This is a genomic window from Rhizobium sp. Rhizsp82, assembly GCF_047325115.1.
Taxonomy (GTDB): domain Bacteria; phylum Pseudomonadota; class Alphaproteobacteria; order Rhizobiales; family Rhizobiaceae; genus Rhizobium.
In genome coordinates this window covers 3213440-3238925 of record NZ_CP168570.1, presented here as the reverse complement: position 1 = coordinate 3238925, position 25486 = coordinate 3213440, and the positions used below count along the sequence as shown (strand labels likewise).

The 25486-nt window shown below is 62.3% G+C and carries 22 protein-coding genes and 1 other RNA gene; 12 read left to right on the top strand and 11 right to left on the bottom strand.

Translation table 11 applies throughout. The features are described 5' to 3' along the window. Window positions 1-24: 24 nt before the first annotated feature. From ACEN84_RS21080 to ACEN84_RS21065, 4 genes are read right to left on the bottom strand one after another with little or no spacing between them, the layout of a single operon-like run. On the bottom strand, window positions 25-1677 hold the full coding sequence (locus tag ACEN84_RS21080; RefSeq protein ID WP_413709799.1) for a thiamine pyrophosphate-binding protein: 1653 nt from the start codon (window positions 1675-1677) through the stop codon (window positions 25-27). Continuing rightward, the gene (locus tag ACEN84_RS21075; RefSeq protein ID WP_413709798.1) at window positions 1674-2888 is read right to left on the bottom strand and encodes a CaiB/BaiF CoA transferase family protein; all 1215 of its coding nucleotides are present in this window, start codon (window positions 2886-2888) and stop codon (window positions 1674-1676) included. The genes ACEN84_RS21080 and ACEN84_RS21075 overlap by 4 nt, the downstream gene beginning before the upstream one ends. Before the next feature lie 19 nt (window positions 2889-2907). Continuing rightward, window positions 2908-3846, bottom strand: a complete 939-nt coding sequence (locus ACEN84_RS21070; protein WP_112715522.1) for a DMT family transporter — start codon at window positions 3844-3846, stop codon at window positions 2908-2910. 28 nt (window positions 3847-3874) lie between these two features. Beyond that, on the bottom strand, window positions 3875-4804 hold the full coding sequence (locus ACEN84_RS21065; protein WP_413709797.1) for an alpha/beta fold hydrolase: 930 nt from the start codon (window positions 4802-4804) through the stop codon (window positions 3875-3877). A 152-nt stretch (window positions 4805-4956) separates the two neighbouring features. On the opposite strand from ACEN84_RS21065, the gene ACEN84_RS21060 reads away from it, so the two are divergent. The 4 genes from ACEN84_RS21060 (at window position 4957) to metF (ending at window position 9885) form a co-directional block, all read left to right on the top strand. After that, window positions 4957-5685, top strand: a complete 729-nt coding sequence (locus ACEN84_RS21060) for a ribonuclease T2 family protein (RefSeq protein WP_413709796.1) — start codon at window positions 4957-4959, stop codon at window positions 5683-5685. Between the two features lie 136 nt (window positions 5686-5821). After that, a complete protein-coding gene (gene ettA, locus ACEN84_RS21055) occupies window positions 5822-7471 on the top strand; it encodes an energy-dependent translational throttle protein EttA (RefSeq protein WP_112715518.1) in 1650 nt (549 codons plus the stop codon). 494 nt (window positions 7472-7965) lie between these two features. Further along, window positions 7966-8982: an ArsR/SmtB family transcription factor gene (locus ACEN84_RS21050; protein ID WP_413709795.1), complete on the top strand. Its 1017-nt coding sequence runs from the start codon at window positions 7966-7968 to the stop codon at window positions 8980-8982. Window positions 8983-8985: 3 nt separating this feature from the next. Next, window positions 8986-9885 (top strand): methylenetetrahydrofolate reductase [NAD(P)H], encoded by a 900-nt coding sequence (metF, locus tag ACEN84_RS21045; protein ID WP_413709794.1) that lies wholly within the window; start codon window positions 8986-8988, stop codon window positions 9883-9885. Window positions 9886-10405: 520 nt separating this feature from the next. Here the strand turns inward: metF and ACEN84_RS21040 are convergent. The 4 genes from ACEN84_RS21040 to ACEN84_RS21025 all read right to left on the bottom strand — a co-directional run bounded on the left by ACEN84_RS21040 (window position 10406) and on the right by ACEN84_RS21025 (window position 14562). Then, window positions 10406-11647 carry a lytic murein transglycosylase gene (locus ACEN84_RS21040; RefSeq protein ID WP_413709793.1) on the bottom strand — a complete coding sequence of 414 codons (1242 nt, stop codon included), beginning with the start codon at window positions 11645-11647 and terminating at the stop codon, window positions 10406-10408. 80 nt (window positions 11648-11727) lie between these two features. Beyond that, window positions 11728-12522, bottom strand: coding sequence for a GH25 family lysozyme (locus ACEN84_RS21035; protein WP_413709792.1), 795 nt, complete (start codon window positions 12520-12522; stop codon window positions 11728-11730). 124 nt (window positions 12523-12646) lie between these two features. After that, complete coding sequence (locus ACEN84_RS21030) at window positions 12647-13267, bottom strand: class I SAM-dependent methyltransferase (RefSeq protein WP_413711334.1); 621 nt, start codon at window positions 13265-13267, stop codon at window positions 12647-12649. Window positions 13268-13317: 50 nt separating this feature from the next. Then, window positions 13318-14562, bottom strand: coding sequence for a DUF3419 family protein (locus ACEN84_RS21025; RefSeq protein ID WP_413709791.1), 1245 nt, complete (start codon window positions 14560-14562; stop codon window positions 13318-13320). Window positions 14563-14741: 179 nt separating this feature from the next. On the opposite strand from ACEN84_RS21025, the gene ACEN84_RS21020 reads away from it, so the two are divergent. Then, window positions 14742-16121, top strand: coding sequence for a serine hydrolase domain-containing protein (locus ACEN84_RS21020; protein WP_413709790.1), 1380 nt, complete (start codon window positions 14742-14744; stop codon window positions 16119-16121). Window positions 16122-16144: 23 nt separating this feature from the next. Here ACEN84_RS21020 and ACEN84_RS21015 read toward each other — a convergent pair whose 3' ends face one another. From ACEN84_RS21015 to ACEN84_RS21005, 3 genes are all read right to left on the bottom strand, one after another. Next, a complete protein-coding gene (locus ACEN84_RS21015; protein ID WP_112715506.1) occupies window positions 16145-17098 on the bottom strand; it encodes a lytic transglycosylase domain-containing protein in 954 nt (317 codons plus the stop codon). Between the two features lie 125 nt (window positions 17099-17223). After that, window positions 17224-17859: a LysE family translocator gene (locus ACEN84_RS21010; RefSeq protein ID WP_112386971.1), complete on the bottom strand. Its 636-nt coding sequence runs from the start codon at window positions 17857-17859 to the stop codon at window positions 17224-17226. A gap of 58 nt (window positions 17860-17917) precedes the next feature. Beyond that, window positions 17918-19129: a pyrophosphate--fructose-6-phosphate 1-phosphotransferase gene (locus ACEN84_RS21005; RefSeq protein WP_413709789.1), complete on the bottom strand. Its 1212-nt coding sequence runs from the start codon at window positions 19127-19129 to the stop codon at window positions 17918-17920. Between the two features lie 337 nt (window positions 19130-19466). Here ACEN84_RS21005 and ACEN84_RS21000 point away from each other — a divergent pair, with 337 nt between their 5' ends. The 7 genes from ACEN84_RS21000 (at window position 19467) to rsmH (ending at window position 25485) form a co-directional block, all read left to right on the top strand. Next, window positions 19467-20174 (top strand): J domain-containing protein, encoded by a 708-nt coding sequence (locus ACEN84_RS21000; RefSeq protein WP_112715502.1) that lies wholly within the window; start codon window positions 19467-19469, stop codon window positions 20172-20174. Then, complete coding sequence (locus ACEN84_RS20995; RefSeq protein WP_413709788.1) at window positions 20171-20932, top strand: N-acetylmuramoyl-L-alanine amidase; 762 nt, start codon at window positions 20171-20173, stop codon at window positions 20930-20932. The genes ACEN84_RS21000 and ACEN84_RS20995 overlap by 4 nt, the downstream gene beginning before the upstream one ends. 265 nt (window positions 20933-21197) lie before the next feature. After that, window positions 21198-21725 (top strand): lytic transglycosylase domain-containing protein, encoded by a 528-nt coding sequence (locus ACEN84_RS20990; RefSeq protein WP_413709787.1) that lies wholly within the window; start codon window positions 21198-21200, stop codon window positions 21723-21725. Between the two features lie 232 nt (window positions 21726-21957). After that, complete coding sequence (locus ACEN84_RS20985) at window positions 21958-23133, top strand: NAD(P)/FAD-dependent oxidoreductase (RefSeq protein ID WP_413709786.1); 1176 nt, start codon at window positions 21958-21960, stop codon at window positions 23131-23133. 55 nt (window positions 23134-23188) lie between these two features. Continuing rightward, an RNA gene (gene rnpB, locus ACEN84_RS20980) (RNase P RNA component class A) lies at window positions 23189-23585 on the top strand. 419 nt (window positions 23586-24004) lie between these two features. Beyond that, entirely contained in the window at window positions 24005-24442 is a 438-nt protein-coding gene (mraZ, locus tag ACEN84_RS20975) for a division/cell wall cluster transcriptional repressor MraZ (RefSeq protein WP_413709785.1), read from the top strand. A 17-nt stretch (window positions 24443-24459) separates the two neighbouring features. After that, a complete protein-coding gene (gene rsmH / locus ACEN84_RS20970) occupies window positions 24460-25485 on the top strand; it encodes a 16S rRNA (cytosine(1402)-N(4))-methyltransferase RsmH (protein WP_413709784.1) in 1026 nt (341 codons plus the stop codon). Window position 25486: the final 1 nt, after the last annotated feature.

The window sequence follows — 25486 nt, the reverse complement described above, 5'->3', positions numbered from 1 at the left end:
CCGGCTTTTTTGTTTGGCGGGTTCTCAGCTCTTCGTCCGGATCTGCGTCAGCGTCCGCGCCGGTGTGATGGCTTCCGGATCGAGCTTGATCTCGATAATCGCCGGCTTGCCGCTGGCACGGGCCCGTTCAAAGGCGGGGACGAAATCGGCTGTGGTCTCCACCGTCTCGCCATGGCCGCCATAGGCGCGGGCAAGGGCTGCGAAATCGGGGTTGGTGAGATCGGTGCCGCTGACGCGGCCGGGATATTCGCGCTCCTGATGCATGCGGATCGTGCCGTAGATGCCGTTGTTGATGACCAGCACGATGATCGGCAGATTGTAACGGACGGCGGTGGCGAACTCCTGGCCGTGCATCATGAAGCAGCCATCACCAGCAAAGCAGATGACCTCGCGCTCGGGAAACAGCGTCTTGGCGGCAACGGCGGCCGGCAGGCCGTAGCCCATCGAGCCGGATGTCGGGGCAGCCTGCGTATTGAACTGGCGGAAGCGGTGGAAGCGATGCAGCCAGGTGGCGTAGTTTCCGGCGCCGTTGGTGAAGATCGTATCGGCGCGGGTATTGCCTTCGATCCAGTCCATGATCGGGCCCATATGGACATTGCCGGGGCCAGTCTGCGGCGGCTTCGACCATGCGAGATAGCTCTGGTGCATGCGCTCGGTGCGTTCAGCCCAGCGCGGTTCGGCGGGGGCTTCAAGATCGGCAAGCGCATCGACGAAATCCTGCGGCGAGGCGGCGATTGCCAGATCCGGCCGGTAGATGCGGCCGAGCTCGGAGGGATCGGGATAGATGTGGACGAGCTGCTGCGCCGGGTAGGGGATGTCGATCAGCGTATAGCCCGATGACGGCATTTCCGACATGCGGCTGCCGAGCAGGATCAGCAGATCGCTTTCCCTGATTTCCTTGGCGAGCGCAGGGTTGATGCCGATGCCGACATCGCCAGCATAGGAAGGATGGAGGTGGTCGAACAGCATCTGGCGGCGGAAGGAGCAGCCGACCGGCAGCTTGAAACGCTCGGCGAAGGCGCGGAAATCGGCGACGGCATCGGCATCCCAGCGGGTACCGCCGAGGATCACCAAGGGACGCTCGGCCTTCAGGAGCCGCATGTAGAAATCGTCGATCTGGCGGCGGCCGGGATAGGCGGCGACGCGCGAATAGGCCCGCGCACGGGGCGCCTCCACCTCATCGCGCAGCATGTCCTCGGGCAGTGACAGGACGACGGGGCCGGGGCGGCCGGAGGTGGCGATCGCAAAGGCGCGGGTGACGAATTCCGGGATGCGGGCGGCATCGTCGATCTCGCCGACCCATTTGGCATATTCGGTGAGCGCCCGGCGGAATTCGACCTCCTGGAAGGCTTCGCGCTCGCGGGCATCGCGCTGCACCTGGCCGATGAACAGGATCATCGGGATCGAATCCTGGCGGGCGATGTGCAGGCCCGCCGAGGCATTGGTGGCGCCGGGGCCGCGGGTGACCATGCAGATGCCGGGCTCGCCGGTCAGCCGCCCCCAGCAATCGGCCATCATCGCCGCGCCACCTTCCTGGCGGCAGACGACGACCTCGATATCGCTGTCGTGAAGGGCATCGAGAACGGCGAGGAAGCTCTCGCCGGGAACGCAGGAGAGGCGGGTCACCCCATTGGCCTTCAACGCTTCGACGATCAGTTCTCCACCCGATTTTTTCATGATGCCGTTGTCCTCCCTTTTATTGACCGCTCCAGCGCTTCGAGTTCGGCCAGCACCTCCTCCTGGTGCTCGCCGAGGCGCGGGCTCGGTTTTTCGTAACGTAGCGGTGTTTCCGACAGAACCACAGGGGTTCTGACACCGGGGATCATCGTCCCGGCAGCGTCGGCAAGATCGATGCGCAGCCCGCGGGCGATCACCTGCGGATCGGCAAACATTTCCTCGATCGTATTGATGGCGCCGGCTGGCACTGCGTTTTCTTCGCAGGCTCGCAGAAGATCGGCCTTCGGCCAGTTCAGCGTCTTGCCGGAGACGAGGCGGCGGACTTCGTCGCGATTGGCGACGCGGGCCTTGTTGGTGGCGAATCGCTCGTCCTCGCCGATCCCCTCGAGGCCGAGGATGGCGCAGAGACGGCGGAACTGGCCGTCATTGCCGACGGCGAGAATGAGATAGCCATCGGCAGCCGGGATCACCTCATAGGGCGAGATGTTCGGATGGGCATTGCCGAGCCGCACCGGCGCCTGGCCGCCGACGAGATAGTTCATGTTTTGGTTGGCGAGCACGGCGGACTGGACATCGAGCAGCGCCATATCGACGAGCTGGCCTTCGCCTGTCTTCAGCGCGTGGATCAGCGCTGCCTCGATCGCCGAGACGGCATAGATGCCGGTGAAGATATCGGCGATCGCCACGCCCGCCTTCATCGGCTGGCCCTCGGGTTCGCCGGTGATCGACATGAAGCCGGACATGCCCTGGACGATGTAATCGTAGCCGGCGAGATTGGCATAGGGGCCGGTCTGACCGAAGCCGGTGATCGAGCAATAGACCAGCTTCGGATTGACCTTGCGCAGGCTCTCGTAATCCAGCCCGTATTTGACGAGGCCGCCGAGCTTGAAATTCTCGATCAGCACGTCGGCCGTTGCCGCAAGACGGCACACCAGCGCCTGTCCCTCTTCGGTCTTCAGGTCGGCGGTGATCGAGCGCTTGTTGCGGTTTGTCGAGTGGTAATAGGCGGCCGAGAGGTTTTCGCCGTCGGCGCCCTCGACGAAGGGCGGCCCCCAGTGGCGGGTATCGTCACCGCCTTCGGGATTTTCGACCTTGATGACATCGGCGCCGAGATCGGCCAGCATCTGCCCGGCCCAGGGACCGGCGAGCACGCGGGCGAGCTCGATCACCCTGATGCCATCAAGCGGCGGCTTTTTGCTGGTGGCCGTCATGTTCCTCCCGCGGGCGGTTTTACGGCGCCCGTGTTGCCTCAGATGTATCGGATACGGGCTTGGATGCAAAGCGCCGCTCGCGCCAGATGATGTAGAGGCCGGAAGCGATGATGATCAGGATGCCGAGCCATTTCAGCGCATCCGGGAAATCGCCGAAGACCAGCCAGGCAAAGATCGTTGCCGAGACGATCTCGAAATATTGCAGCGGCGCCAGCGTCGAGGCGGGGGCGGCGCGATAGGCATAGACGCCGAGAATGCCGGCGATCGCCGCCATGACGCCGACGCCGGCGAGATAGAAGAAGGCGAGCGCCGAGGGCATGACCGGATCGAACACATCCGAGCCGCTGCTTTCGCCGATATAGAGAATGATGCAGCAGAAGAAGAGGCCCCAGAGGCCCATCTGGAACTGCATGACCCAGGGGTCCTCGCGCTGCGCCAGCGCCCGGTTCATCATCGCCGAAATGGCGATGCAGACGGCGCTGACGACGGGGAGCAGGGCCACGAAGCCGACTTCCTGGAAGCTCGGCTGGATGATCAGGATCGCCCCGAAGAAGCCGACGCCGCAGGCCGTGTAGCGCCGCCAGCCGATGGCTTCGCCGAGGAATATGCTGCTGAGGATCGTCAGGATGATCGGCTCGACGAAGAAGATGGCGATGGCATCGGCGACCGACATGTATTTCAGCGTGGCGACGAAGGAGATCATCGAGATGGTCATGATGATCCCGCGGATCGCGTGATAGAAGGTCTGCCTCCACGAGAGATCGGCGAGGTTCTTGCGCCAGATGACGACGGGCAGCATGCAGATCGCCTGGACGGCGAAGCGCGCCGCGGTGATCTCGGCCGAGGGCACGGTGGCGATGGCCAGCTTGGCGAAGATATCGATCAGCGGCGAGAACAGCACCGAGAGAAGCATGAGCATCAGGCCCATGGTGACTTCGGAGGATGCTGTCGTCTTCATTGCCGTACCATTCTTGTCTGCGGGGCTCTCAGGAGCGTGCTGTCACGCCATCGCACCAATCGGCGAAGGCCGAGATGGCCGCCGCGGCGCCGGTGTCGTTCAGGGTTTCGTGCCGGGCGTCCTGATATATTTCAGTGGTGATACGGGAGAAGCCATGCCGTTTCAAATGGTTTGACAGCCATCCTATGGCTTTCCCGTGCTCGGTTGCCGGATCCTGTCCGCCGCCGACGAGATGGATCGGTAGGGATTTCGGCAGCCGGTTCAGATGCTCGGTCTTCGGCGCCCGGAAGGTCAGCTCGAAGATGTCGAGCCACAGCGATACCGAGGCATCGAAGCCGCAGAGCGGATCGGCGATATATGTGTCGACTTCACTGGGATCGTGCGACAGCCAGTCGAAGGCGGTGCGGTGGGCGGGGATGGCCTTGCCCCAGGCGGCAAAGGTCAGCTTCGGCAAGAGGCCGCTCGGCACATCCGAGCCCTTCAGGGCTTTTTCGGCAAGCAGGATTGCCTGGGCGGCGCGACCCGCCGCGCCGACGGCGAAGTTCGAATTCCAGACGGCGACGGCATTGAATTTTTCGGGGTAGGAGACCGCCGTGTTGAGCGCGATCAGTCCGCCCATCGAATGACCGAAGAGGATGACGGGCAGGCCGGGATAGAGGCCGGCGGCGTAGTCGCGCATGGCGGCGACATCCTCCTGCACACGGGCCACGCCATTGCGCCTCGCGAACTGGCCGATCGGCGCATCGGCCGCCGTCGTTTCGCCGTGGCCGCGGTGGTCGTGGGCGAAGACGTGATAGCCGCGGGCGGCCATCGCCGCGGCGAAGCGCGCGTAGCGTTTCGAATGTTCGGCAAGGCCGTGGCAGATGATCAGGATGGCGCGCGCCGCGCCCTCTGCCGCCTCATGGTGAAAGGCAAGCGTCGCCTCCGGTCTCCTAAGCCATTGTGTTTGCGAAAACATTCGATCCTCCCGGCCGGTACCAGAGCAGATCGGGCGGCAAATGCAAGCGGCGCTGCGACGATATGCAGGGGAAATTCATGCGATTCAGGGTTGCGGGGAGGCGAGCTTCATGCTTATTTGTTCGTGTATTGTTCTATTTTCAGAGGGTAGAGATGAGCAGGTTCCTTGTTGTTGCCGTGATGCTTGCGTTGTCGGGTTTCTCCGCCGGCTCGGCGATGGCGCAGGAGGGGCGCACCCGCTTCATTCTCGCCGCCAGCTGGCAGCCGGCCTTCTGCCAGACGAACCAGAAGAAAGCCGAATGCGCCAGCCAGACGGCCGAGCGCTACGATGCGACGAACTTTTCGCTGCACGGCCTCTGGCCGATGCGGCAGAATTACTGCGGAGTTCCCGGAGATCAGCAGGCGGCCGACAAGGATGGCGACTGGCGCTCGCTTCCCGAGGTCAAGCTGACGCCCGAGAATGCGGCGGCACTCGCCAAGGCGATGCCGGGAACGCAATCGGCGCTCGAACGCCATGAATGGACCAAGCACGGCACCTGCACCAAGCTTTCGGCCGACGCCTATTTCGCGACCGCGGTGCGGCTGATGGGCGATCTCAACGGCTCGGCGGTGCGCGATCTTTTCGCCGCCAATACCGGCAAGGTGGTGACCGCCGAGCAGATCAAGGCGGCGTTCGACAAGAGTTTCGGCGCCGGCGCCAGCGACCGCGTCAAGATGAGCTGCCGCAGGGCAGGCGGGGTGCGCGTCATCAGCGAGCTGACGATCGGCCTCTCACAGGATGCGACGACGGATATGAACGCCGGTCTCGGCAAGCTGATCCAGGGTGCAGGGCGGACGTCGTTCGGCTGCAACGAGGGGATCGTCGATGCGGCAGGCTTCTAGGCGCCGCTAAATCTGGCAGGGACGCAATCGTGAGGCCCGAAATCCGGTAGCAATACCGGTTTCGGCGTTGCCCGGCGCGCCCGTTTCGCCTACATAGCGGCACGGTTTTAAAGTTTGCGCCTGGAGCAGTTCACACATGGCACGTCAGTTCATTTATCATATGTCGGGACTTAACAAGTCTTACGGCGCCAAGAAGATCCTCGAAAACGTCAACCTGTCGTTCTACCCGGACGCCAAGATCGGTATTCTCGGCCCGAACGGCGCCGGTAAGTCGACCGTGCTGCGCATCATCGCCGGTCAGGATAAGGAATATACCGGCGAAGCCTGGCTCGCCGAAGGTGCGACCGTCGGCTACCTCGAACAGGAGCCGAAGCTCGATCCAAGCAAGACTGCGTTCGAAAACGTCATGGAAGGCGTTGCCGACAAGCAGGCCGTGCTCGACCGCTACAACGAGCTGATGATGAACTATTCCGACGAGACGGCGGAAGAGGGCGCCAAGCTCCAGGACATCATCGACAGCCAGAACCTCTGGGATCTCGAACAGCAGGTCGAGATGGCGATGGAAGCGCTGCGCTGCCCGCCGAAGGATGCCGAGGTCACCAACCTCTCGGGTGGTGAACGCCGCCGTATCGCGCTCTGCCGCCTGCTTCTGTCGCAGCCGGACCTGCTGCTGCTCGACGAACCGACCAACCATCTCGACGCCGAGACCATCGCCTGGCTGGAAAAGCACCTGCGCGATTATCCGGGCGCCGTGATGATGATCACCCACGACCGCTACTTCCTCGACAACGTCACCGGCTGGATCCTGGAGCTCGACCGTGGCCGCGGCATTCCGTACGAAGGCAACTACTCTGCCTACCTGACGGCCAAGGCCAAGCGCATGCAGCAGGAAGCCCGCGAAGAAGCCGGCCGCCAGAAGGCGCTGTCGCGCGAACAGGAATGGATCGCCTCCAGCCCGAAGGCTCGCCAGGCCAAGTCCAAGGCCCGTATCAAGGCCTACGAACAGCTGGTCGATGCCGCCGAGAACATCCGTCCCGGCGATGCGCAGATCATCATCCCGGTCTCCGAGCGTCTCGGCCAGGTGGTCATCGAACTCGAAGGCATCAAGAAGGGCTTTGACGGCCGCACGCTGATCAACGACCTGTCGATCAAGCTGCCGCCGGGCGGCATCGTCGGCATCATCGGCCCGAACGGCGCCGGCAAGTCGACGCTGTTCAAGATGATCACCGGCCAGGAAACCCCGGACGAGGGTTCTATCCGCATCGGTGAAACCGTGCATCTCGGTTATGTCGACCAGAGCCGCGATGCGCTGAACGCCGACAAGACCGTCTGGGAAGAAATCTCGGGCGGCGCCGAAGTCATCAAGCTCGGCAAGTTCGACATGAACTCGCGCGCCTATTGCGGTGCCTTCAACTTCAAGGGCGGCGACCAGCAGCAGAAGGTCGGCAACCTTTCGGGCGGTCAGCGTAACCGCGTGCATCTCGCCAAGATGCTGAAGGCCGGCGGCAACGTTCTTCTCCTCGACGAACCGACCAACGACCTCGACACGGAAACGCTCGGTGCGCTGGAAAGCGCGCTCGAAAACTTCGCCGGCTGCGCCATCATCATCAGCCACGATCGCATGTTCCTCGACCGCCTGGCGACGCATATCCTCGCCTTCGAAGGTGACGGTCATGTCGAGTGGTTCGAAGGCAACTTCGAGGACTACGAAGAAGACAAGGTCCGCCGCCTCGGCCCCGATGCGCTGAACCCGGGCAGCCAGGCCTACAAGCGCCTGACGCGCTGAGGTTTGCAGGTTCGACTGACAGGAGCCCCGGCCTTGTGCCGGGGCTTTTGCTTTTGGGGATAGGGTTGGGCGGTGGCGCTGCTCCGCAGGGAAGGCGCCTGTTGGCGCAAGCCGGCGGGGTGTGCGGCGGGCACTGTGGCTGCGGCCCCCTCATCCCCGGTGTAACGAGTTGCACCTGAAACTTTTGGGCCACCTTCTTCCTCGTGGGGGAGAAGGGAAAAGGAGATCGCGGCTGGCGCCGACTTCCTCTCTCCCTTCGGCGAGAGGGCAGGATGAGGGGCTCCGGGTGACAAGCCTGAATAGGGGGCGATATGATGACGCGCATTAGGTCCGTCATCGCCATGCCGCCGCGCAATGACTGACGCACCACCATCGGTTCGCACCCCCACCCAAGTCGCTATCCGGCCAGCAAATTTCGTGAATAGCTGCGATTGGCGCTTGCCACGGTTTCTCAAATCACATAAAGATATCTTTATATGTTGATTGGGTCGAATATGGCTGAACCTGTCAGGCTTGGATTGGATGCGCTCGTTGACGTCTTGAAGGCGGCAGGCGAGCCGACGCGTCTGCGTCTTCTGGCGCTGCTGGCCGCCGGTGACCTGACGGTGACCGATCTTACCGAAATTCTCGGCCAGTCGCAGCCCCGCATTTCCCGGCACCTGAAGCTGCTTGGCGAGGCCGAGCTGATCGATCGTTATCAGGAAGGGGCCTGGGCCTATTTCCGGCTGAAGCAGGAGGGCAAGGCGGCATCGCTTGTGCGCGTGTTGCTGCAGCATTCCTCCGAGAACGATCCGGTGATCCAGCGCGATGGCGAGCGGCTGTCTTCGGTCAAGCGCCAGCGCGCCGAGCGGGCGCAGGCCTATTTCAGCCGCAATGCCGCCGAATGGGACGAGCTGCGCCGCCTGCATGCCGCCGACGAAGAGGTCGATGCCGCCGTCATCAAGCTGATCGGCAATCAGCCGATCCATTCGCTGCTCGATCTCGGCACCGGCACCGGCCGCATCCTGCAGCTGCTCTCGGGGCTTTACCGGCGGGCGATCGGCGTCGATGCCAGCCGCGACATGCTGAGCGTCGCCCGCGCCAATCTCGACAAGTCGGGGATCACCAAGGCGTCGGTGCGCCATGCGGATATCCTGAACCTGCCCTTCGAGGGCCAGGATTTCGATCTGGTGACCATCCACCAGGTCCTGCATTTCTTCGATCAGCCCGAAATCGCCATCAACGAGGCGGCGCGCATGCTGGCGCCCGGCGGGCGGCTGATGGTCATCGATCTGGCCCCGCACGGGCTCGAATATCTTCGCGACGAGCATGCCCATGTCCGTCTCGGTTTCTCGCATCAGTCGATGTCCGACTGGCTGCGCAAGGCGGGGCTCGATGTCGAGCAGGCCGTCGATCTTCATCCGGGTCAGCCGGGCGAGAAGGGCCTCACGGTCACGATCTGGCTCGCGCGCGATCCGCGGCGCCTTATGGCATCCGAAAGCGCCGGTACAGTATTGGCCGGGGAGGTTTGATTTATGACTTTGAACACTGGTAGCCGCCGCGATATCGGCATTTCCTTCGAGTTCTTCCCGCCGAAGTCGGAAGAGATGGAAGGACAGCTCTGGAAGGCCGTCAGCGAGCTGCAGGACTGGAACCCGGATTTCGTCTCGGTGACCTATGGCGCAGGCGGCACCACCAAGGCGCCGACGCTGACCGCGGTCACGCGCTTCCTCAACGAGACCCCGCTTGCCACGGCCTCGCATCTCACCTGCGTCGGCGCGACCAAGGAAGAGACGCATCAGGTCATCGACAATTTCCGCAAGGCGGGCGTCAAGCACTTCGTGGCGCTGCGCGGCGATGCGCCCGGCGGCGCCGGCGCGCCCTATCAGCCGCATCCGGGCGGCTATGCCAATGCCTCCGAGCTTGTCGCGGGTCTTCGCGAGATCGGCGATTTCGAGATCTCGGTTTCGGCCTATCCGGAGAAGCATCCCGAGAGCAAGGATGTCCCTGCCGATATCGACATGCTGAAGCGCAAGGCCGATAACGGCGCCAACCGGGCGCTGACGCAGTTCTTCTTCGACAACGACAATTTCGAGCGCTACCTTGAGAAGGTGCGCGCTGCGGGCGTGAAGATGCCGATCGTGCCGGGCATCATGCCGATCCTCAACCTGACGCAGCTGAAGCGCTTTGCCGGCGCCTGTGGCACCGTCATCCCGGCTTTCCTAGATGAGCGTTTCGCCGGTCTCGACGACAAGCCGGAAGAGCGCGCCAAGGTGGCGGCGGATGTGGCTGCCGAGCAGATCGAGGATCTGGTGCGCCGCGGGCTGCACGAATTCCATCTCTACACGATGAACCGCTCACCGCTGGTTTCGGCGGTTCTCACGAATCTCGGCTTCCGCCGGGGCGAGACCAAGGCCGAGGGCGCAGCTGCCTGATCACGGCAGCAGATTTGACGGCAACAAAAAAGCGCATGTCAGGCGGGACATGCGCTTTTTTAGTTTGCTGAACTGTTCACTCAGGAGTCCGGTATTCCAGTCATAGGGTCCGGTTTGCCGCTCAGATGAAGAGCATAGACAAGACGAACGCGAACGCTGCACTGACCAACAGGACATTCAAGGATCGTGTGATACCCATGTCTGCCTCCTTTGCGTTAACGAGGGCATACTATGTCCGAAATGTGTCGGCTGAAAAGCGAATTCCATGTTGCGCCGCAGCAACAGCCAGTGGATAAGTGCTGTGTGTATCAATCACGGCATTGAAATCGTTCGAAAAATTCAGACGAAAATTTCTTCACACATTTTAACGGCGCGTTAAAGTCGGCGATCCCGGCGTTAAGGCTTGCGTCCGGATGAAGGCTTTTGCCGAAGCTCCTGAAATCGCGGCATAAAAGAAAATCGCGCCCGGTCTGACGGGCGGACGCGATGGCATTGCTGCGTAACGATTTGTTTCGGCGACTCAGAGGGCGCCGAGGAGGCCCGGCGTCGCCCAGCCGTCGGCCGGCATGCCGAGACGCTGCTGTTCCTTCTGGATGGCGACGCGGGTGCCGGAACCGAGGATGCCGTCGATCTCGCCGACGTCATGGCCGAGCGACTGCAGCTTGGTCTGCAGCTGCTTCATCTGGTCGTTGGCAAGGCCCTGTTCCGGGGTGCCCTTCTGGTAGGGCTGGGCGCCGGAGAGGCGGGTCGCGAAATAGGCGGCCGAGGTCGTGTAGATGAACGACTTGTTCCACTCGAGATAGATCTTGAAGTTCGGATAGGCGATGAAGGCCGGTCCGAGGCGGCCCTGCGGCAGAACGAGGTCGCCTTCGAGTTCGCCGAAATTGGTGTTGCCGTCACGCGGCTTGACGCCGAGCGCAAACCAGTCGCCAGCCTTCATCGTGCCGCCGAGGCCGGACTTTTCCCAGGGAAGGTTGTCGGGCACGGTGACTTCCTGCAGCCAGGGCTGGCCGCGCTCGAAGCCGAGATGCTGGATGAACTTGGCGGCCGTCAGGATGGCGTCCGGGCCGCTCTGCTTCAGGCGCACATGGCCGTCGCCATCGCCGTCCATGCCGTAGGCGATGATGTCGCGCGGCAGCATCTGCACCTGGCCGATTTCGCCGGCCCATGCGCCGGTGTTGGTTGCCGGGTCGAGGTCGCCGTGCTGGACCATCTCGATGAGAGCGATCAGCTGTGGACGGAAGAGCTCGGGGCGGCGGCAATCATGCGAGAGCGTCACGAGGGCGTTGCGGGTGTTGAAATCGCCCTGAACGGCGCCGAAGTCGGTTTCCATCGCCCAGAAGGCGGTGATGACGCCGGCCGGCACGCCGTAATCCTGTTCGGCCTTGGCGAAGACATCCGCATACTGCTTCATCTTCTGGCGGCCAATATCGAGGCGGGCCTGGCTGACGGTGCGCTGCGAGAATTCGAGGAAGGTCTGCTTGAAAACGCCCTGGGCGCGGTCGCGGCTCAGAACCTTGGGATCGATCTCGGCGCCGGCGAGTGCCTGGTCCGCGGCTTCGGCGGTGGCACCGGCGGCAATCGCATCGGCCTTCACACCTGCCAGGAACTGCGAGAGGTCACCGTCGCAGGCGACAGCCGGGGTCTGCGGGGCGGCGGGTGCAGCCGGGGCAGGGGCAGCCTGCTGGGCGAAAACGGTGGTGGCAGACGTGACGGCAAACAGAAGAGCAAGTGCAGAGCGGCTTGCGAGCGAGCGGTGCATGGGTTCGTCCTTATATCCGAAATATGTCCGCCGCTTTCACAGATGAATGTGACGGAAGCAAGAAAGTTCGGTGGACGTTACTAAGAATTTCTATCCTTGGAAACCGCAGCGACCCAATTGTTCCAGTTCTTCTGGTTGCCGGCGAAGACATTGATATCCGTCGGTCCCTGAATGCCTGGAATGACGCCCGTCGAGGTGTATTGCCAGAAGGCCCAGCGGCGGTCGCCATAGGTTACTTCGGGGTGTTTTGCCGTCGAGCGCACCCAGAAATGGTAATCCTGGAAATAGCCCTGCAGATTGTCGCGGTGGAAATCGACCGAGGTGTAGATGATCGGGCGCTTGCCGTAATAGGCTTCCAGCCGGTCCATGAAACGCTGCATTTCGGCACGCACGGTGGCCGGATCAGGACGGAGCTTGCAGGTCTTCGATTCCGCGTTCCACTCCACGTCGATGACGGGCGGCAGGCGCATCGATTCCTTCGGCACATTCTGGATGAACCAGTCGGCCTGCTCGTCGGCTGACGAGCAGAAATAGTAGAAGTGGTAGGGCGCGTGCGGAATTCCGACGGCACGGGCGCGCTGCCAGTATTCATTGAACTTCGGGTCGACCCGGTCCTTGCCTTCGGTCGCCTTGATGAAGGCGAAGGCGACGCCGGAGGATTTCACCGTCTGCCAGTCGATATCGCCCTGCCATTTGGAGATGTCGATACCGTGAATATCGTTCTGATGCGGGGTCTTCGGGCCGAAATCCTGCGGATCGGTATCCTGGAAGCGGGGCTTCTTGATCGAGGCTGTTTCGAGATAGTCGTAGCCCGTGGAGCTGCAACCGGCGAGCATCAAAGCCAGCGGCAAAACGCAAAACAAAAGTCCGCGCATGAATATCCCGTCATGTAACGAATGATCTACTTGCCCCACAGCATGACCTTCGAAGACGAATGCAGCCGAGGAATAATCCTCTTTTCACCATATCAACGTAAAAAATCGGTTAGTTTCAAGCGAATTATGCGCGCCTGGCGGTAATGACCGCGCGCCAGGCATAGCCGCCATAGAGCGTCTCGAAAGCCAATTCCGCGCCATTTTCATGGGCTTGGGCCTCAAGAACCTCACGCAGGTTGGCGCGGGGCGTGACGTGGAATTTCGTCAGCCAGCCCTTGAGCAGGGCGCGGAACCAGCCGGGAAGACGCTCCTGCTGGCCGAAATCGACGATATGCAGCTGGCCACCGGGGTTGAGGGCGGCGATGGCTGCGTCGGTGGCGCGCTCCCAATCGGGGATCATCGACAGCGCGTAGGAGATCAGGATGCGGTCGAAACCGGTGGCGCCGAATTCACGCGGCGTGAAGGCGGTGGCGTCGGCGACGCGGAAATCCGGAACCGCAGCCTTGGTGGCGAAGGTCTTGCGGGCCGAAATCAGCATCTCCTGGGAGATGTCGAGGCCGTAGAGGCGGGCGTCGGGGAAGCGCTTGTGGGCGAGCGCCAGATTGCGGCCCGTGCCGCAGCCGACTTCGAGCAGCGTGCCGGCCTTGGGCACATCGAGGCTGCGGATCGCCTTGTCGCGGCCGAGCAGGTAATATTTGCGCGTCAGATCGTAGATGTGACGCTGGTAGCGGTACATGCCGTCCATCAGGCCGGCATGCGCTTCGGATCGATCATCCGGGAGGGTGCGGATTTCGGTCACGCCTTCTTCCCGTAGATGTGGAAGCCGCCATAGATCGCCGAGCGGTCGAGAGCCGTCATGTCGCGCGACTTCTCTTCGAAGTAATCCCACTGCTCGCGGATGGCGGGCGAGAGGCGGCCTTCGATGATGCTCTTTTCGGCCGCGGTGCGGAAGATGACGCGGGCGCCGGGGCGGGCGGTACGGCTGATCTCGGCCCAGAGGCTGTTCAGCTGCTCGTCGGTCATCCAGTCCTGCGCGTCGAGCAGGATGTAGCGGTCGCGCGAGGCGGCCGGTTCCTTGGCGAGCAGCTCGGTGAAGTTCGCGTGGTGCACGGTGACGCGATCGACATTGGCGCGGATCACCTCGTAATGCTCTGGCTTCAGGTAGGTCGGCAGCGGGCCTTCGTCGCCTGCGGCGTAGCGTCGGCCGAAGGCCTGCCAGGCGAAGTAGTTATCGCGCATCGGGAAGTGGCAGGCGAGCTTTTCGAGGCGGTGCTTCAGCACCGGCGCGATCGAATTGTCGGCGGCGAGGCTGGCCAGCTCGTCATATTGCTGCGGCGGGATGCCGAGGCCGAAGAGCGAGCTCTTGCGGCCGGTGATCCAGCGCACGACCGGCTTTTCGAACAGCGGGGCGACCTTGTCGTCGAAGAACTGGCGCTGTTCGCGGATCGACTGGGTCTTGGTCATCTGCTTCAGGTCCACACCATGCAGGCGGGCGAGCAGGTGGGCGGCGCCGATGAAGCGACCGAGCAGGCCGGTTTCATAGATATTGCGGTCGAAGACCGTGACGCGGCGGCGGCCGAACTTACGGCCGTTCCAGTAGCTGCGCGTCGCCTCGTCGAGAACCGGCGACAGATGCTGGTCGAAAGCGCGGCTGTTCGACGCTTCGTTCGGCATCGCCAGGAAGCGGACGAGATCGGCGTGACCCGGCAGGTTCTTGAAGGCGGCGAGCTTCAGGCGGTTCAGCGCGATGTGATGCGGGTTCAGATCGACGACGTCGATCGAGGCCGGTGCCTTGGAGAGGTAGGCCAGCATATTGCAGCCGCCGGAGCCGATCGTGACGATGCGATGATGGGGCTGCAGCTCCATGGCCTGCATGTCGAGATCGGGGTCTTCCCAGATCTGCGGATAGACGAGGCCGGAGAAGAGCAAGCCAAAAAGGCGCTCGGAAAGGCCCTCCTTGGAGAATGCCTTGTGGCGGAGAAGCGCGTCCTTGAGTTTCCGGTTCTTGCGGAAGCCGGCATCCGGTGCAAATTCGGTCATCTGATTCCATCACCGTTTTTAGCGTTCAGGGCGTTTAACGCGGCGCTGCTACAGTTTGATGACGCGGGCTGTGGGCATCGTTTTCTGCGCCGATAGCGTGGGATGAAATGACGCTTCTGCGTTTCGGCTCTTTTTTGTGATTGCGTTTCCTGCTTCTCTCCACCGGTGGAGGAAGAAACATGCGTGTTGTGTTGCGTATCCTGAAGGCGCTGCTGGCGCTCGTCGTCATCGTGGTGATCGGCGGTGCCATCTGGCTCTATGTCCGGCCGCCGGAGCTCCTGCGGGTCGGTGATGGCTATGCGGCAAAGATCGTCTGCTCGAACGTCTTCATGGCGGGGCGCGATCCCGATGCGGTGCTCTATGAGGACGTGCAGGCACCGGGCAATCCGCTGCTGAGGCTCGTGCGCGTCTCGGTCAACCGGGAGGAAGGCAAGGTCTCGGCGCGCATCCTCGGTCTGTTTGCGCCCGGCCATGCGCTTTATCGCGGCGCTTTCGGCTGCACAAGCGTGCCCGATGGCGACTATCAGGCGGCCGCCAATGCCGCGCTGGAGGAGGATCTTGCCGTGCCGCCGCCGAGCGAGGAACTGTGGCCGGAGGGCGATCGTGTCGCCGCGTCCAACAATCCCAAGCTCGCCCCGCTGCTCGCCGACGCCGCACTTGCCGGACCGGCGATGCGGGCGATCGTCGTGGTGCATAACGGCAAGATCGTCGCCGAGCGCTATGGCGACGGTTTCGATGCGCGCACGCCGCTGCTCGGATGGTCGATGACCAAGACCGTCAACGCCGCGCTGGTCGGCCGGGTGATGCTGGCAGGCAAGCTGAATTTCGACGATGCGCATCTCTTTGATGCCTGGCGCGGCGATGGCCGCTCGGCGATCACGCTTGCCGATCTCTTGGGCATGGAGAGCGGCCTTGCCTTCAACGAGGATTACGGCGCCGTCGCCGATGTGACGCGCATGCTCTATCTCGATCCTGACATGGTGACGCTGCCGGTCAATGCGCCGCTGGTGGACAAGCCCGGCCAGACCTTCCGCTATTCGAGCGGTACCGCCGTCCTTCTCTCGCGCATCTGGATGGACCGGCTCGGCGATCCGCAGCGGGCCTTCGATTATCCGCGCGAGGCGCTGTTCGGGCCGCTCGGCATGCAGAGCGCGGTGCTGGAGGTCGACGCTCGTGGTACGTTCGCCGGAAGCTCCTATCTTTATGCTACCGCGCATGACTGGGCGCGCTTCGGGCAGTTCCTGATACAGGATGGCGTGTGGAACGGTCAGCGCATGCTGCCGGAGGGGTTCGTTGCGACGATGCGCACGCCGACGCAGTCGTCAGGCGGAAAATATACGCAGGGGCAGGCGTGGCTTGCAGCACCCGGCGGCGATCTGAGCGCTGCTGCGGGGCTGCCGTCCGATACGTTCTGGCTGGAAGGGCATGATGGGCAGAGCGTGGCGATCGTGCCGTCCGCCGGTCTCGTCGTCGTGCGCATGGGGCTGACGCCAAGCCGCCTCGGCTACCAACCGCAGGCGCTCGTCAAGCAGATCGTCGGGGCGCTGTCGTCGCCCTGACCATCGGGTTCAAAGGGTAGGGATCAGTAGTTGCCCTGGGCAACGTCGTCCATGCCCTTGCGCTTGGCATCGTAATAATAGCCGCGCGCATAGAGGCGGACCGCATCATCTTCCTTGCTGTCGGAGACGAGCCAGGCGCCGCGCAGATATTTCGCGGCGTATTTGATATTGGTCTCGGCATCGAGCAGGCCGGACGGCTCGCCGTCGTAACCCATCGATTTCGCGGTGTTGTACTTGATCTGCATCAGGCCGAAATAGCCGCGCTTGTTATAGGCGCGCGGATTATAGCGGCTTTCGCGATGGACGACGCGGTGAAGCAGGGACGCCGGCATTTCATAGAGCTTGGCGTATTTCTCGATCAGCTTGTTGACGAAGCCCTTCTCTGCAGTCGGCGCATCGTCGGTATCGTTGTCGCTGAACATCGGCGGTGCCGTCGGCGGATCCATCGGACCGGATTCGTCGAAGGTGAAATCGGACATCGAGCGCGGCGCGCTGGTCTGGACCGCAAGTGCTGCGAGCGCGCCGTTCTGAGGCGTGGTCGCTGCAAAGGCGAGCTGGGTGGCGGGCGATGCCGGCGTGCCGGGACGCGGGGTCGGGACGACGGACTGGATCGCCGTCATCTCCGGAGTCAGCGGAATCTCGGTCGGCATGGCGGCCGAAGCGGTTTGCTGGAAGGCGGCATCGGCCGGTGAAACGGCGGTCGGCAGCACGGCTGTCTCTGCCGAAAGAGCCGGCGTCGTCTGCGGATTGGCGGCAGCAAATGCCATCGGGGTCTGCGGAGCGGAGCCGTCGGCAGCCGGAACGGCCGCCATCATCATCGCATCTTCACCCGGCTTCGGCGTCGGAACGACGGTCTGCACCGCGCTCAATTCAGCCTGGGAGGTGTACTCGACGGTCGAGCATCCGGTCATGATTCCGCAGAGCATCGTCGAAACGACCAGACTGCGTTTCAGGCCGGAAAATCCGTTCGCTACCATTCTGTCACTTTCGTGAATCGCGCCGCCCTGGCAGCGTTTAAAAAGTTACTGAGAAGCTAAGCACTGATTTTTCCCATTAACCTATTCGTATGGGCGTCGCAACCCGCTGAAAATTGCGATTGCGCTCAGGCCGCAATGCGGCGGTAGCCGGCGGTGACGGCGCCTGCTGCGATCAGCAGCGTGCCGCCCGTGCGGTTGACGGCGCGCTGGACGCTTGCTTTGCGGATGAGGCCGCGGGCGGCGTGGGCGAGCAGGGCATAGCTCGAGGCATTGATCGTGGCGAGCACCAGGAAGGTGAGCTCCATGATTAGCATCTGTTCGAAGAAGGGGGCTGCCGGGTTCAGGAACTGCGGCACGAAGGCGACGAAGAAGACGATGCTCTTCGGGTTCAGCGCGGTGACGACATAGGCGTGAAGAAAGATCTTGAGTGACTTTTCTTCCGGCAGATTGTCGTTATCGGCAACGGGGCCGGGGATGATCGGCGCCCGCCAGAGCTTGATTCCGAGCCAGATCAGGTAGGCGCCGCCGACCCACTTCAAAACTGTGAACAATGTCGCGGAAGCCGCGAGCAGGGCGCCGAGGCCGAAGAGCGACGCGGTCATGGCGGTGAAATCGCCAAGCGCTACGCCCGATACGGTCGCCAGCGCCGTCTTGCGGCCATGGCCGAGCGCATAGGAGACGACGAGCAGGATCGTCGGTCCCGGAATGGCCAGCATGATGGCGGAAGCAGCAGCAAAAGCGAGCCAGGCTTCGAGCGACATGGAATCTCCTCCTATTCCCTAAGAAACAAGCAAAGACACCATATCAACCCTGCGTCAATCATGCGGCGCGGTATTTTTGGCCAATCTGATCCATCAATTCGGCGAACCACTTGGCCGATGTATCGAAGGCCTTGCCGCCCTTGATGCGCGGGAATTCGATGGTGCGCAGCTTGCCGTTCTGATCCTCGTCATGACCGGTGACGCCGGAGACCTTGTTGAGAGCGCTTTCGACAGCGAGGTCGGTCATGCTCTGGATCAGGCGCAGGTCTTCGGCGTTGGCGGGAGCCGAACGGGCGAAATAGCCGGACTTCTGGACGAGCGAACGTTCGGCATTCAGGAGGCTTGCAAACTGCTTCTGGAACCAGCCGCCGACGTTGATCGTGTCGATCTTCACATGGCCGAAAGCGTCGCGCTTGATTGTTTCGCCGGCAGCTTCGCGCTCGGCGACGATGGCATCGAGGCAGGCGCCTTCGGAGACGAAGACGGTGGCGTGGCCGGTGCGGTCCATGATCTCCTTGAGACGGGCCGCTTCGGCCTGCAGGTCGAAGGCGGTCTCCGGCAGGTAGACGGCATCGATGCTCTTCATGCCTGCGTTCATCAGCATGCCGTCGACATATTCATTGTGGCGCGTGCGCTTCAGGTAGGCCTGCGCGGTCGCTGCCGTCAGCCAGCCGCAGTGGCGGCCCATGACTTCGTGGATGACGAGGGTGCGCGGGGCGGCGCTCTGTTCGTTGCTGACATTGTCGAAGAAATGCGCGCCGACTTCGGCTGCCGTCCAGGCGCCGAGCGACTGGCGGATCGGCACGACGTCGTTGTCGACGGTCTTCGGCAGGCCGACCACGGTCAGGTTATAGTTGTTGGCGGCGAGATAGGCGGCGAGATCGGCCGCCGTCGTATTGGTGTCGTCGCCACCGATCGTGTGCAGGATGGTGACGCCGTCAGCGGCAAGGCGCTCGGCTGCGACGCGCAGCGGGTTTTCGCCTTCCCTGACGAGGCCGCGCTTCACGCAGTCGGCAGCGTTCGTCAGCTTGACGCGGCTGTTGCCGATCGGCGAGCCGCCGTAGCGGTGCAGCAGCGGAGCCTTCTCGCGCATGTCCTTGGTGATTTTTATGCTGTCGCCGAGCAGGACGCCCTGGTAGCCGGACTTGTAGGCGATCAGTTCGATGTCGGGAGCTATGTCGCTATAGCGCTCGATGAGGCCGCCGACAGCGGAAGACAGACAGGGAGCGAGGCCTCCGGCGGTCAGCATTGCGACTTTCTGTTTGGCCATGTTCCCTCCATGTCGACCTGAGATGCGCGATTGCGCACGGCTTAGCTAATGCATGCATGGGGCAGGGAAAGAGGCCTGTAAAGTAAAGAATTGACGAAAAATCGGCACCGCTGGCGAAGCCCGGCCGGAAGCGCCGATATAATCGGTTCAGACGGCGATCGGATGCCGCCAAGATCTGTGGAAACTGTCTCACCGCAGACGGAAAATGCGGCGTACCATCGGCAAACAATTACCGAATTGTGAAAAGTGTTTTCAACCTTACGACTAATCGCTGCCTTGCATTGGCAACGATTATTTGGTCATGGTGTTATCAGATATTGCGATGCGGGAAACTTCGATGTCCTTCTGGGAAAAACTGCTCAACGCCATTGGCAATACTGCGGGCAATGTGCTCTCCGCGGTAGTCGAGGCCGTGCGCACGGTTTTCGAAGGCGATCCCGAGACCCGCCGCAAGGTTGCTTTCTCCGTCGCCGTCATCGCGCTTTCAGCCAAGATGGCGAAGGCAGACGGTATCGTCAGCGAGAAGGAGGTTCAGGCCTTCCGCGACATTTTCGAATTTCCGCAGGATCAGGCGAAGAATGTCGCCCGTCTCTATAATCTTGCGCGCCAGGACGTTGCCGGTTACGAGGCCTATGCCGAGAAGCTGTCGTCGCTCTGCGTCACCTGCGCTGCAAACTGCCCGGTACTGGAAGACGTTCTCGACGGTCTGTTCCATATCGCCAAGGCGGATGGGCTGATCCATGAGAAGGAAATGAACTTCCTTCGTCATATCGCCGAAATCTTCAAGATGAGCGAGCAGCGCTTCGAGCAGATCGCCGCCCGCCACGTCTCGATCGGCCGCGATCCCTACAAGGTTCTCGGCGTCTCCTCCGCAGACGATTTCCCGACGATCCGCCGCCGCTATCTGGCGCTGGTCAGCGAAAACCATCCGGACCGGCTGGTATCGCGCGGCGTGCCGGAAGAGTTTCATGCGATCGCCAACGAGCGTATGGCTGCCCTCAACGACGCCTATGCGGCGATCGAGAAGGAACGCCGCGCAGCATGACCGCCTTCGAGGCTGACTACCGCAAGGCCTCCGTGAAGCCGTCGCCGAACCATGGCGAGCGGGCAGGGGGGCGGAAGCCGGATATCATTCTTCTCCATTATACCGGGATGTCGACGCCGGAATCGGCACTCGACTGGCTCTGTCGCGAGGAAAGCCAGGTCTCGTCGCACTATTTCGTCCATGAAAACGGCGACGTCGTGCAGATGGTGCCGGAGACGCGCCGTGCGTGGCATGCGGGCAAGAGCAGCTGGCACGGCCAGGACGACGTCAATTCCGCGTCGATCGGCATCGAAATCGCCAATGCCGGCCATCCGGGCGGGTTGCCCGAATTCCCGAAAGAGCAGATTGCGGCAGTGATCGAACTGTGTCGGGATTGTGGCGAACGTTGGTCGATCCTGCCCGAAAGAGTGCTCGGACATTCCGATGTGGCGCCGGTTCGCAAGGTCGATCCGGGCGAGAGATTCCCTTGGGGAGAACTGCATAGAGCGGGGGTCGGGCACTGGGTCGAACCGGCGCCGATCACCGGTGGACGGTTCTTCCAGCGGGGCGACCGCGGGCAGCCGATCGAGGCCCTGCAGTCTATGCTGTCGCTCTATGGTTACGGCACGGAAATCACGGGTGAATTCTCCGACAAGATGGCCGGTGAGCTGGAGGCTTTCCAGCGCCATTTCCGCCCGGAGCGGGTGGATGGAATCGCCGACTTCTCGACGATCGATACGCTGCACCGGCTGCTTGGCGCGCTGCCGCGCTATTCGTAAGCGCGGCTGTGGTGCTTTCACCGGCGAATTTGCAGATTCACACTTGAATTGTGCAGTGCCACATCATTTCCCTATTATCTCCTCATTGCGATGGTCTAACCCCTGCCGCTGAACGGCGTCTGCGGCCTTTGTGAAGTGTAGCGGCCAGACGTCAACTGAAACGATAAGAATTGCTGCGGCATGCAGTCATTCCTTGGCTGCGTGTTACCGTGAGACGGCGAGGCGCGCAGTCCGGCAATTCTTTGGGTCGGAGTGTCAAGACTACATGAGAAATGCGATTATTGGTGCTGCGGCATGCGTTGGCGTGCTGCTGGCAGGGTATAACTGTGCCTTCGCGGGCGAAGCAGATAATAAAACTGATAAGACTGAGACGGTTCAATTCAAGACCGTCGATCGCGACAGCGGCTATGCAATGCCTGACTTTGCGACCAACAAGTATTCGGTTCTCATCGCAAAATACGCAAAGCAGTATGACGTACCGGTGGCACTCGCCTCGGCCGTCGTGAGCGTCGAAAGCAACTTCAATCCGAATGCACGCGGCAGCGCCGGCGAAATCGGCCTGATGCAGATCAAGCCGGCAACAGCACGGATGATGGGCTATGCCGGTACCAAGAAGGGCCTCTTCGATCCGGAAACCAACATCAAGTACGGCATGAAATATCTCTCCATGGCCCATGAGCTCGGCGGCGGCGAAACCTGCGGCACGATCCTCAAGTACAATGCCGGCCATGCCGCCAAGCGCATGAACCCGGTCTCCAAGGCCTATTGCGGCAAGGTTCTGGCGCTTCTCTGAGAGCGCCGCTAACCGGCTGATGCGGAATCCTTTTCCGCTAGCACTTCAGAAAATGATTCAACTTTCCGGCCGCAATGTCTGACGTCGCAGAAGCGAGGTGAGACATGGCCGGGTTGAAGACGGGCAGATGCCGGCGGCCATGACGGCTCGCCGCCTTGCCGCCCATCCCGCAGGCGGCTATCCCTGTCCCCGGATTTCCGGAATCCTATTCCGGCAGACAGGGAAGGCAGGCATGGCAGCGGATTTCAAATATATCGTCGTCGGCCGCGGCATGATGGGCGCGGCTGCCGCAAAATATCTCGCCATGCAGGCGGATGGCGTTGCCGTCATCGGTCCGGACGAGCCGGAGAATCGCAGGGCGCATCAGGGCGTCTTCGCCAGCCACTATGACGAAGGCCGCATCACTCGCACGGTCGATCCCGACCGGGACTGGGCGCTTCTCGCCAATCGCTCCATCGCGCGCTACGCGGAGATCGCGGCGGAAAGCGGCATCGATTTCTATACCGAAGCGGGCTGCGTCGTCGTTGCTCCCACCGGTTCCGACTACACCCGCGATACCAAGAATGCGGCGGATTCGCTCGATGTCGAGACGCGGATGCTTGATGGCGCTGCGTTGAAGCAGGCCTTCCCCTATTTCGCCCTACCGCAGGGTTGCGAGGGCGTCTTCCAGCGGGAGGATGCCGGCTATATCAGCCCGCGGCGGCTGGTGAGAGCGCAGTCCACGATTGCCGAAAAGCGCGGTGCCACTGTCATCCGCGACTATGTGACGGCGATCCGCGACGAGGGCGGGATCGTTGCGGTGGAGACATCGGGCGGCAGGACCGTCACGGCGGAAAAGGTGCTGCTCGCGGCGGGCGGTTTCTCCATCAGCGAGAATCTCTTGGCCGAATCCGTTGATATGTCGGTTTATGGGCGGACGGTGGTGATGTTCGAGGTCAGCGAGGAGCAGGGTGCGGCCTTTGCCGGCATGCCGTCGCTCATTCTCGAAACCCGCGATATCGACATCTACCTGCTGCCGCCGATCCGTTACCCTGACGGAAAACTCTATCTGAAGATCGGTGGCGACCCTGATGACTACCAGCTGAAGACTGATGCCGAGCTCCGGGCCTGGTTCCGCACCGATGGCCGGCCGCGGGCACGCGATCACCTGATGCTGATCACCCGGCGTCTGGTTCCGGATTTGAAGCCGCTCTCGGTCTCGACGGCATCCTGCGTGGTGTCGAAAACGGCCAGCAGGCATCCGATGATCGGCTTCACCTCGTCGCCCGGCATCGCCGTGCTGACCGGTTGCGCCGGGACGTCGGCGAAGAGTTCGGACGAGATCGGGCGGCTGGGCGCCGAGCTGCTGATGACCGGCGAGATTGCGCCGCAGGGCTATGCGACGGATTTCAAACCGGCTTTCCGGTAACCCGCGCTGATATTTGCTGTGGCAATTGCCGGCGGGCTCCGCTAAGGGAGCGCTGCCAGTTGGCCGGGCAGCCGCGCTTTACAATGCCGAAAGGTGGTAGGGTGAGGAAAGTCCGGGCTCCACGGAAACACGGTGCCGGATAACGTCCGGCGAGGGCGACCTCAGGGAAAGTGCCACAGAAAGCAAACCGCCTGCGTCCGCGCAGGTAAGGGTGAAAGGGTGGGGTAAGAGCCCACCGCGTTTGCGGCAACGCAAACGGCACGGTAAACCCCACCGGGAGCAAGACCGAATAGGGATGACGCGGTTGGCGCAAGCCTTCCGGCTGGTTTCCAGGCCAGTCATCCGGGTGGGTTGCGAGAGGCAGCGTGCAAACGCTGTCCCAGAGGAATGGCTGCCACGTTCCGGGTCAAACCGGAGCCATACAGAACCCGGCTTACAGGCCAACTGGCGATTTAACTTTCTTCTATCATCATGCCTTCGGCGCGGTGGCGGCAGCCGCCGCCGTCGCGGCCGGTTTATGCTGAGAAATCAGGCGCTCAGCCTATATTTGCGGTTTCTTACGGACGTTTTCTCGGGTGCCGGAAAATGCCGATCCTAACCCTTTGTTAAACTTAACAGCTTATAAATTTTCGGTACTGCGCTCATCGCGAGAGGGGCGTTTCCCATTGACGCCCATATGGTCCCATGGTATCCCATAAGAGCACTGCACAAGGGCAATCATCTGCCCGTCAATCGCAAAGCCAAGGCGCCTTCCGTTCCGGAAGCGCCGGGCGGGTCTCGGTCCGTTCGGCTTGCGAAGCTGTGCTCTGTGTTAAGGGTTCCGGTGGCGGTTCTTCGCTTCGGGCTCTTTCGGAAACGGATGTTTCGTGTCATGAGCCGCTTCCTTTCAAGTGCGACCAACAGGATCGATTCCAAGGGCAGGGTTTCCGTGCCTGCGGCCTTTCGTTCCGTGCTGGCGCAGCGCAATATCCAGGAGCTCTATTGCTTCCAGGATTTTGTGTTTCCGGCGATCAGCGTCGGCGGCCCGGATCTTCTCGAAAGATTCGAGCGGCAGATCGCTGCGGAGGATCCGTTTTCGCCGGTCGCGAACGAGATGTCGCTTCTCATTCATGGGGGCGGGGTCTTCATGAAGCTCGACGCCGAGGGGCGTTTGATGGTCACGGATTTCATTCGGGATTTCACGAGGATCTCGGACGAGGTGACTTTCGTCGGGCGGGCAGATCATTTTCAGCTGTGGCAGCCGCAGGCATTTCAGGCGGCCCAGATGCAGGCACGAGAGGGGCGCGCGCTGGCGGGCAAGCGCTCCTGAACAAGCGAGGGCGCGGAATGGTGACGAATCCTGGCGGAGGTTCATCCGAAGCTGGTGGCGGACCGGTTCGTCACATTCCGGTTCTTCTCAACGAGGTGCTCGACGCGCTGCAGCCGTCTTCCGGCAAGGTCGTTCTCGACGGCACATTTGGTGCAGGCGGCTATACGTCGGCGATTCTCGCCGCTGGTGCTGATGTCGTCGCGCTCGACCGCGATCCGACGGCCATCGCTGCCGGTCAGGTGCTGGTGGCTGAGCATTCCGGTCATCTCCAGCTCATTCACTCGCAGTTTTCCAATCTTGCAGATCATGCGCCTGCCGGCGGGCTCGATGGCGTCGTACTCGATATCGGCGTGTCCTCGATGCAGATCGACGAGGCGGATCGCGGCTTCTCGTTCTCGAAGAACGGTCCGCTTGATATGCGCATGTCGGCTGCCGGTGTCTCTGCTGCCGATGTGGTCAACCGCGCCAAGGTCGCCGAGCTGATCCGCATTTTTCATTTCCTCGGTGAAGAGGATCAGGCGCCGCGCATCGCGCATGCGATCGAGAAGCGCCGCGCCGAAAAGCTGTTCGAAACCACCCGCGATCTCGCCGGGCTAATCGAGCTGGTGACGCCGCGCAAGATGAAGGACAAGATTCATCCTGCGACCCAGGTGTTTCAGGCGCTGCGCATCTTCGTCAATGACGAGCTCGGTGAGCTGGCTCAGGCGCTGTTTGCCGCCGAGCGTGCGCTGAAGCCGGGCGGCCGTCTCGTCGTCGTCACCTTCCACTCACTGGAAGACCGGATCGTCAAGAAATTCTTCTCCGATCGCGCCGGCAAGGCCTCGGGCTCGCGTCACCTTCCGGTGGCGCACGAGCGCGCCGCCACGTTCAATGCGGTCGGGAAGTCTATGGTTGCTGCCAGCAAGGCGGAAGCCGAAGCAAATCCACGGGCACGTTCCGCCAAGCTGCGCGCTGGGGAGCGCACATCGGCTCCGGCCGAAGCAGCGGACATGTCCATCTTCGGCCTGCCTAGCCTGGCTAGTCTCGGAAAACTTGGGGGTTGAT

Bases quoted from the DNA above. Each gene is read 5' to 3' on its own strand.
- ACEN84_RS20995 (WP_413709788.1), top strand. From the start codon at position 20,171: ATGACCGCCTTCGAGGCTGACTACCGCAAGGCCTCCGTGAAGCCGTCG.
- ACEN84_RS21070 (WP_112715522.1), bottom strand. From the start codon at position 3,846: ATGAAGACGACAGCATCCTCCGAAGTCACCATGGGCCTGATGCTCATG.
- ACEN84_RS20985 (WP_413709786.1), top strand. From the start codon at position 21,958: ATGGCAGCGGATTTCAAATATATCGTCGTCGGCCGCGGCATGATGGGC.
- ACEN84_RS20990 (WP_413709787.1), top strand. From the start codon at position 21,198: ATGAGAAATGCGATTATTGGTGCTGCGGCATGCGTTGGCGTGCTGCTG.
- ACEN84_RS21075 (WP_413709798.1), bottom strand. From the start codon at position 2,888: ATGACGGCCACCAGCAAAAAGCCGCCGCTTGATGGCATCAGGGTGATC.
- ACEN84_RS21065 (WP_413709797.1), bottom strand. From the start codon at position 4,804: ATGTTTTCGCAAACACAATGGCTTAGGAGACCGGAGGCGACGCTTGCC.
- metF (WP_413709794.1), top strand. From the start codon at position 8,986: ATGACTTTGAACACTGGTAGCCGCCGCGATATCGGCATTTCCTTCGAG.
- ettA (WP_112715518.1), top strand. From the start codon at position 5,822: ATGGCACGTCAGTTCATTTATCATATGTCGGGACTTAACAAGTCTTAC.
- rsmH (WP_413709784.1), top strand. From the start codon at position 24,460: ATGGTGACGAATCCTGGCGGAGGTTCATCCGAAGCTGGTGGCGGACCG.
- mraZ (WP_413709785.1), top strand. From the start codon at position 24,005: ATGAGCCGCTTCCTTTCAAGTGCGACCAACAGGATCGATTCCAAGGGC.
- ACEN84_RS21080 (WP_413709799.1), bottom strand. From the start codon at position 1,677: ATGAAAAAATCGGGTGGAGAACTGATCGTCGAAGCGTTGAAGGCCAAT.
- ACEN84_RS21035 (WP_413709792.1), bottom strand. From the start codon at position 12,522: ATGCGCGGACTTTTGTTTTGCGTTTTGCCGCTGGCTTTGATGCTCGCC.
- ACEN84_RS21040 (WP_413709793.1), bottom strand. From the start codon at position 11,647: ATGCACCGCTCGCTCGCAAGCCGCTCTGCACTTGCTCTTCTGTTTGCC.
- ACEN84_RS21005 (WP_413709789.1), bottom strand. From the start codon at position 19,129: ATGGCCAAACAGAAAGTCGCAATGCTGACCGCCGGAGGCCTCGCTCCC.
- ACEN84_RS21060 (WP_413709796.1), top strand. From the start codon at position 4,957: ATGAGCAGGTTCCTTGTTGTTGCCGTGATGCTTGCGTTGTCGGGTTTC.
- ACEN84_RS21050 (WP_413709795.1), top strand. From the start codon at position 7,966: ATGGCTGAACCTGTCAGGCTTGGATTGGATGCGCTCGTTGACGTCTTG.
- ACEN84_RS21010 (WP_112386971.1), bottom strand. From the start codon at position 17,859: ATGTCGCTCGAAGCCTGGCTCGCTTTTGCTGCTGCTTCCGCCATCATG.
- ACEN84_RS21020 (WP_413709790.1), top strand. From the start codon at position 14,742: ATGCGTGTTGTGTTGCGTATCCTGAAGGCGCTGCTGGCGCTCGTCGTC.
- ACEN84_RS21000 (WP_112715502.1), top strand. From the start codon at position 19,467: ATGTCCTTCTGGGAAAAACTGCTCAACGCCATTGGCAATACTGCGGGC.
- ACEN84_RS21030 (WP_413711334.1), bottom strand. From the start codon at position 13,267: ATGGACGGCATGTACCGCTACCAGCGTCACATCTACGATCTGACGCGC.
- ACEN84_RS21025 (WP_413709791.1), bottom strand. From the start codon at position 14,562: ATGACCGAATTTGCACCGGATGCCGGCTTCCGCAAGAACCGGAAACTC.
- ACEN84_RS21015 (WP_112715506.1), bottom strand. From the start codon at position 17,098: ATGGTAGCGAACGGATTTTCCGGCCTGAAACGCAGTCTGGTCGTTTCG.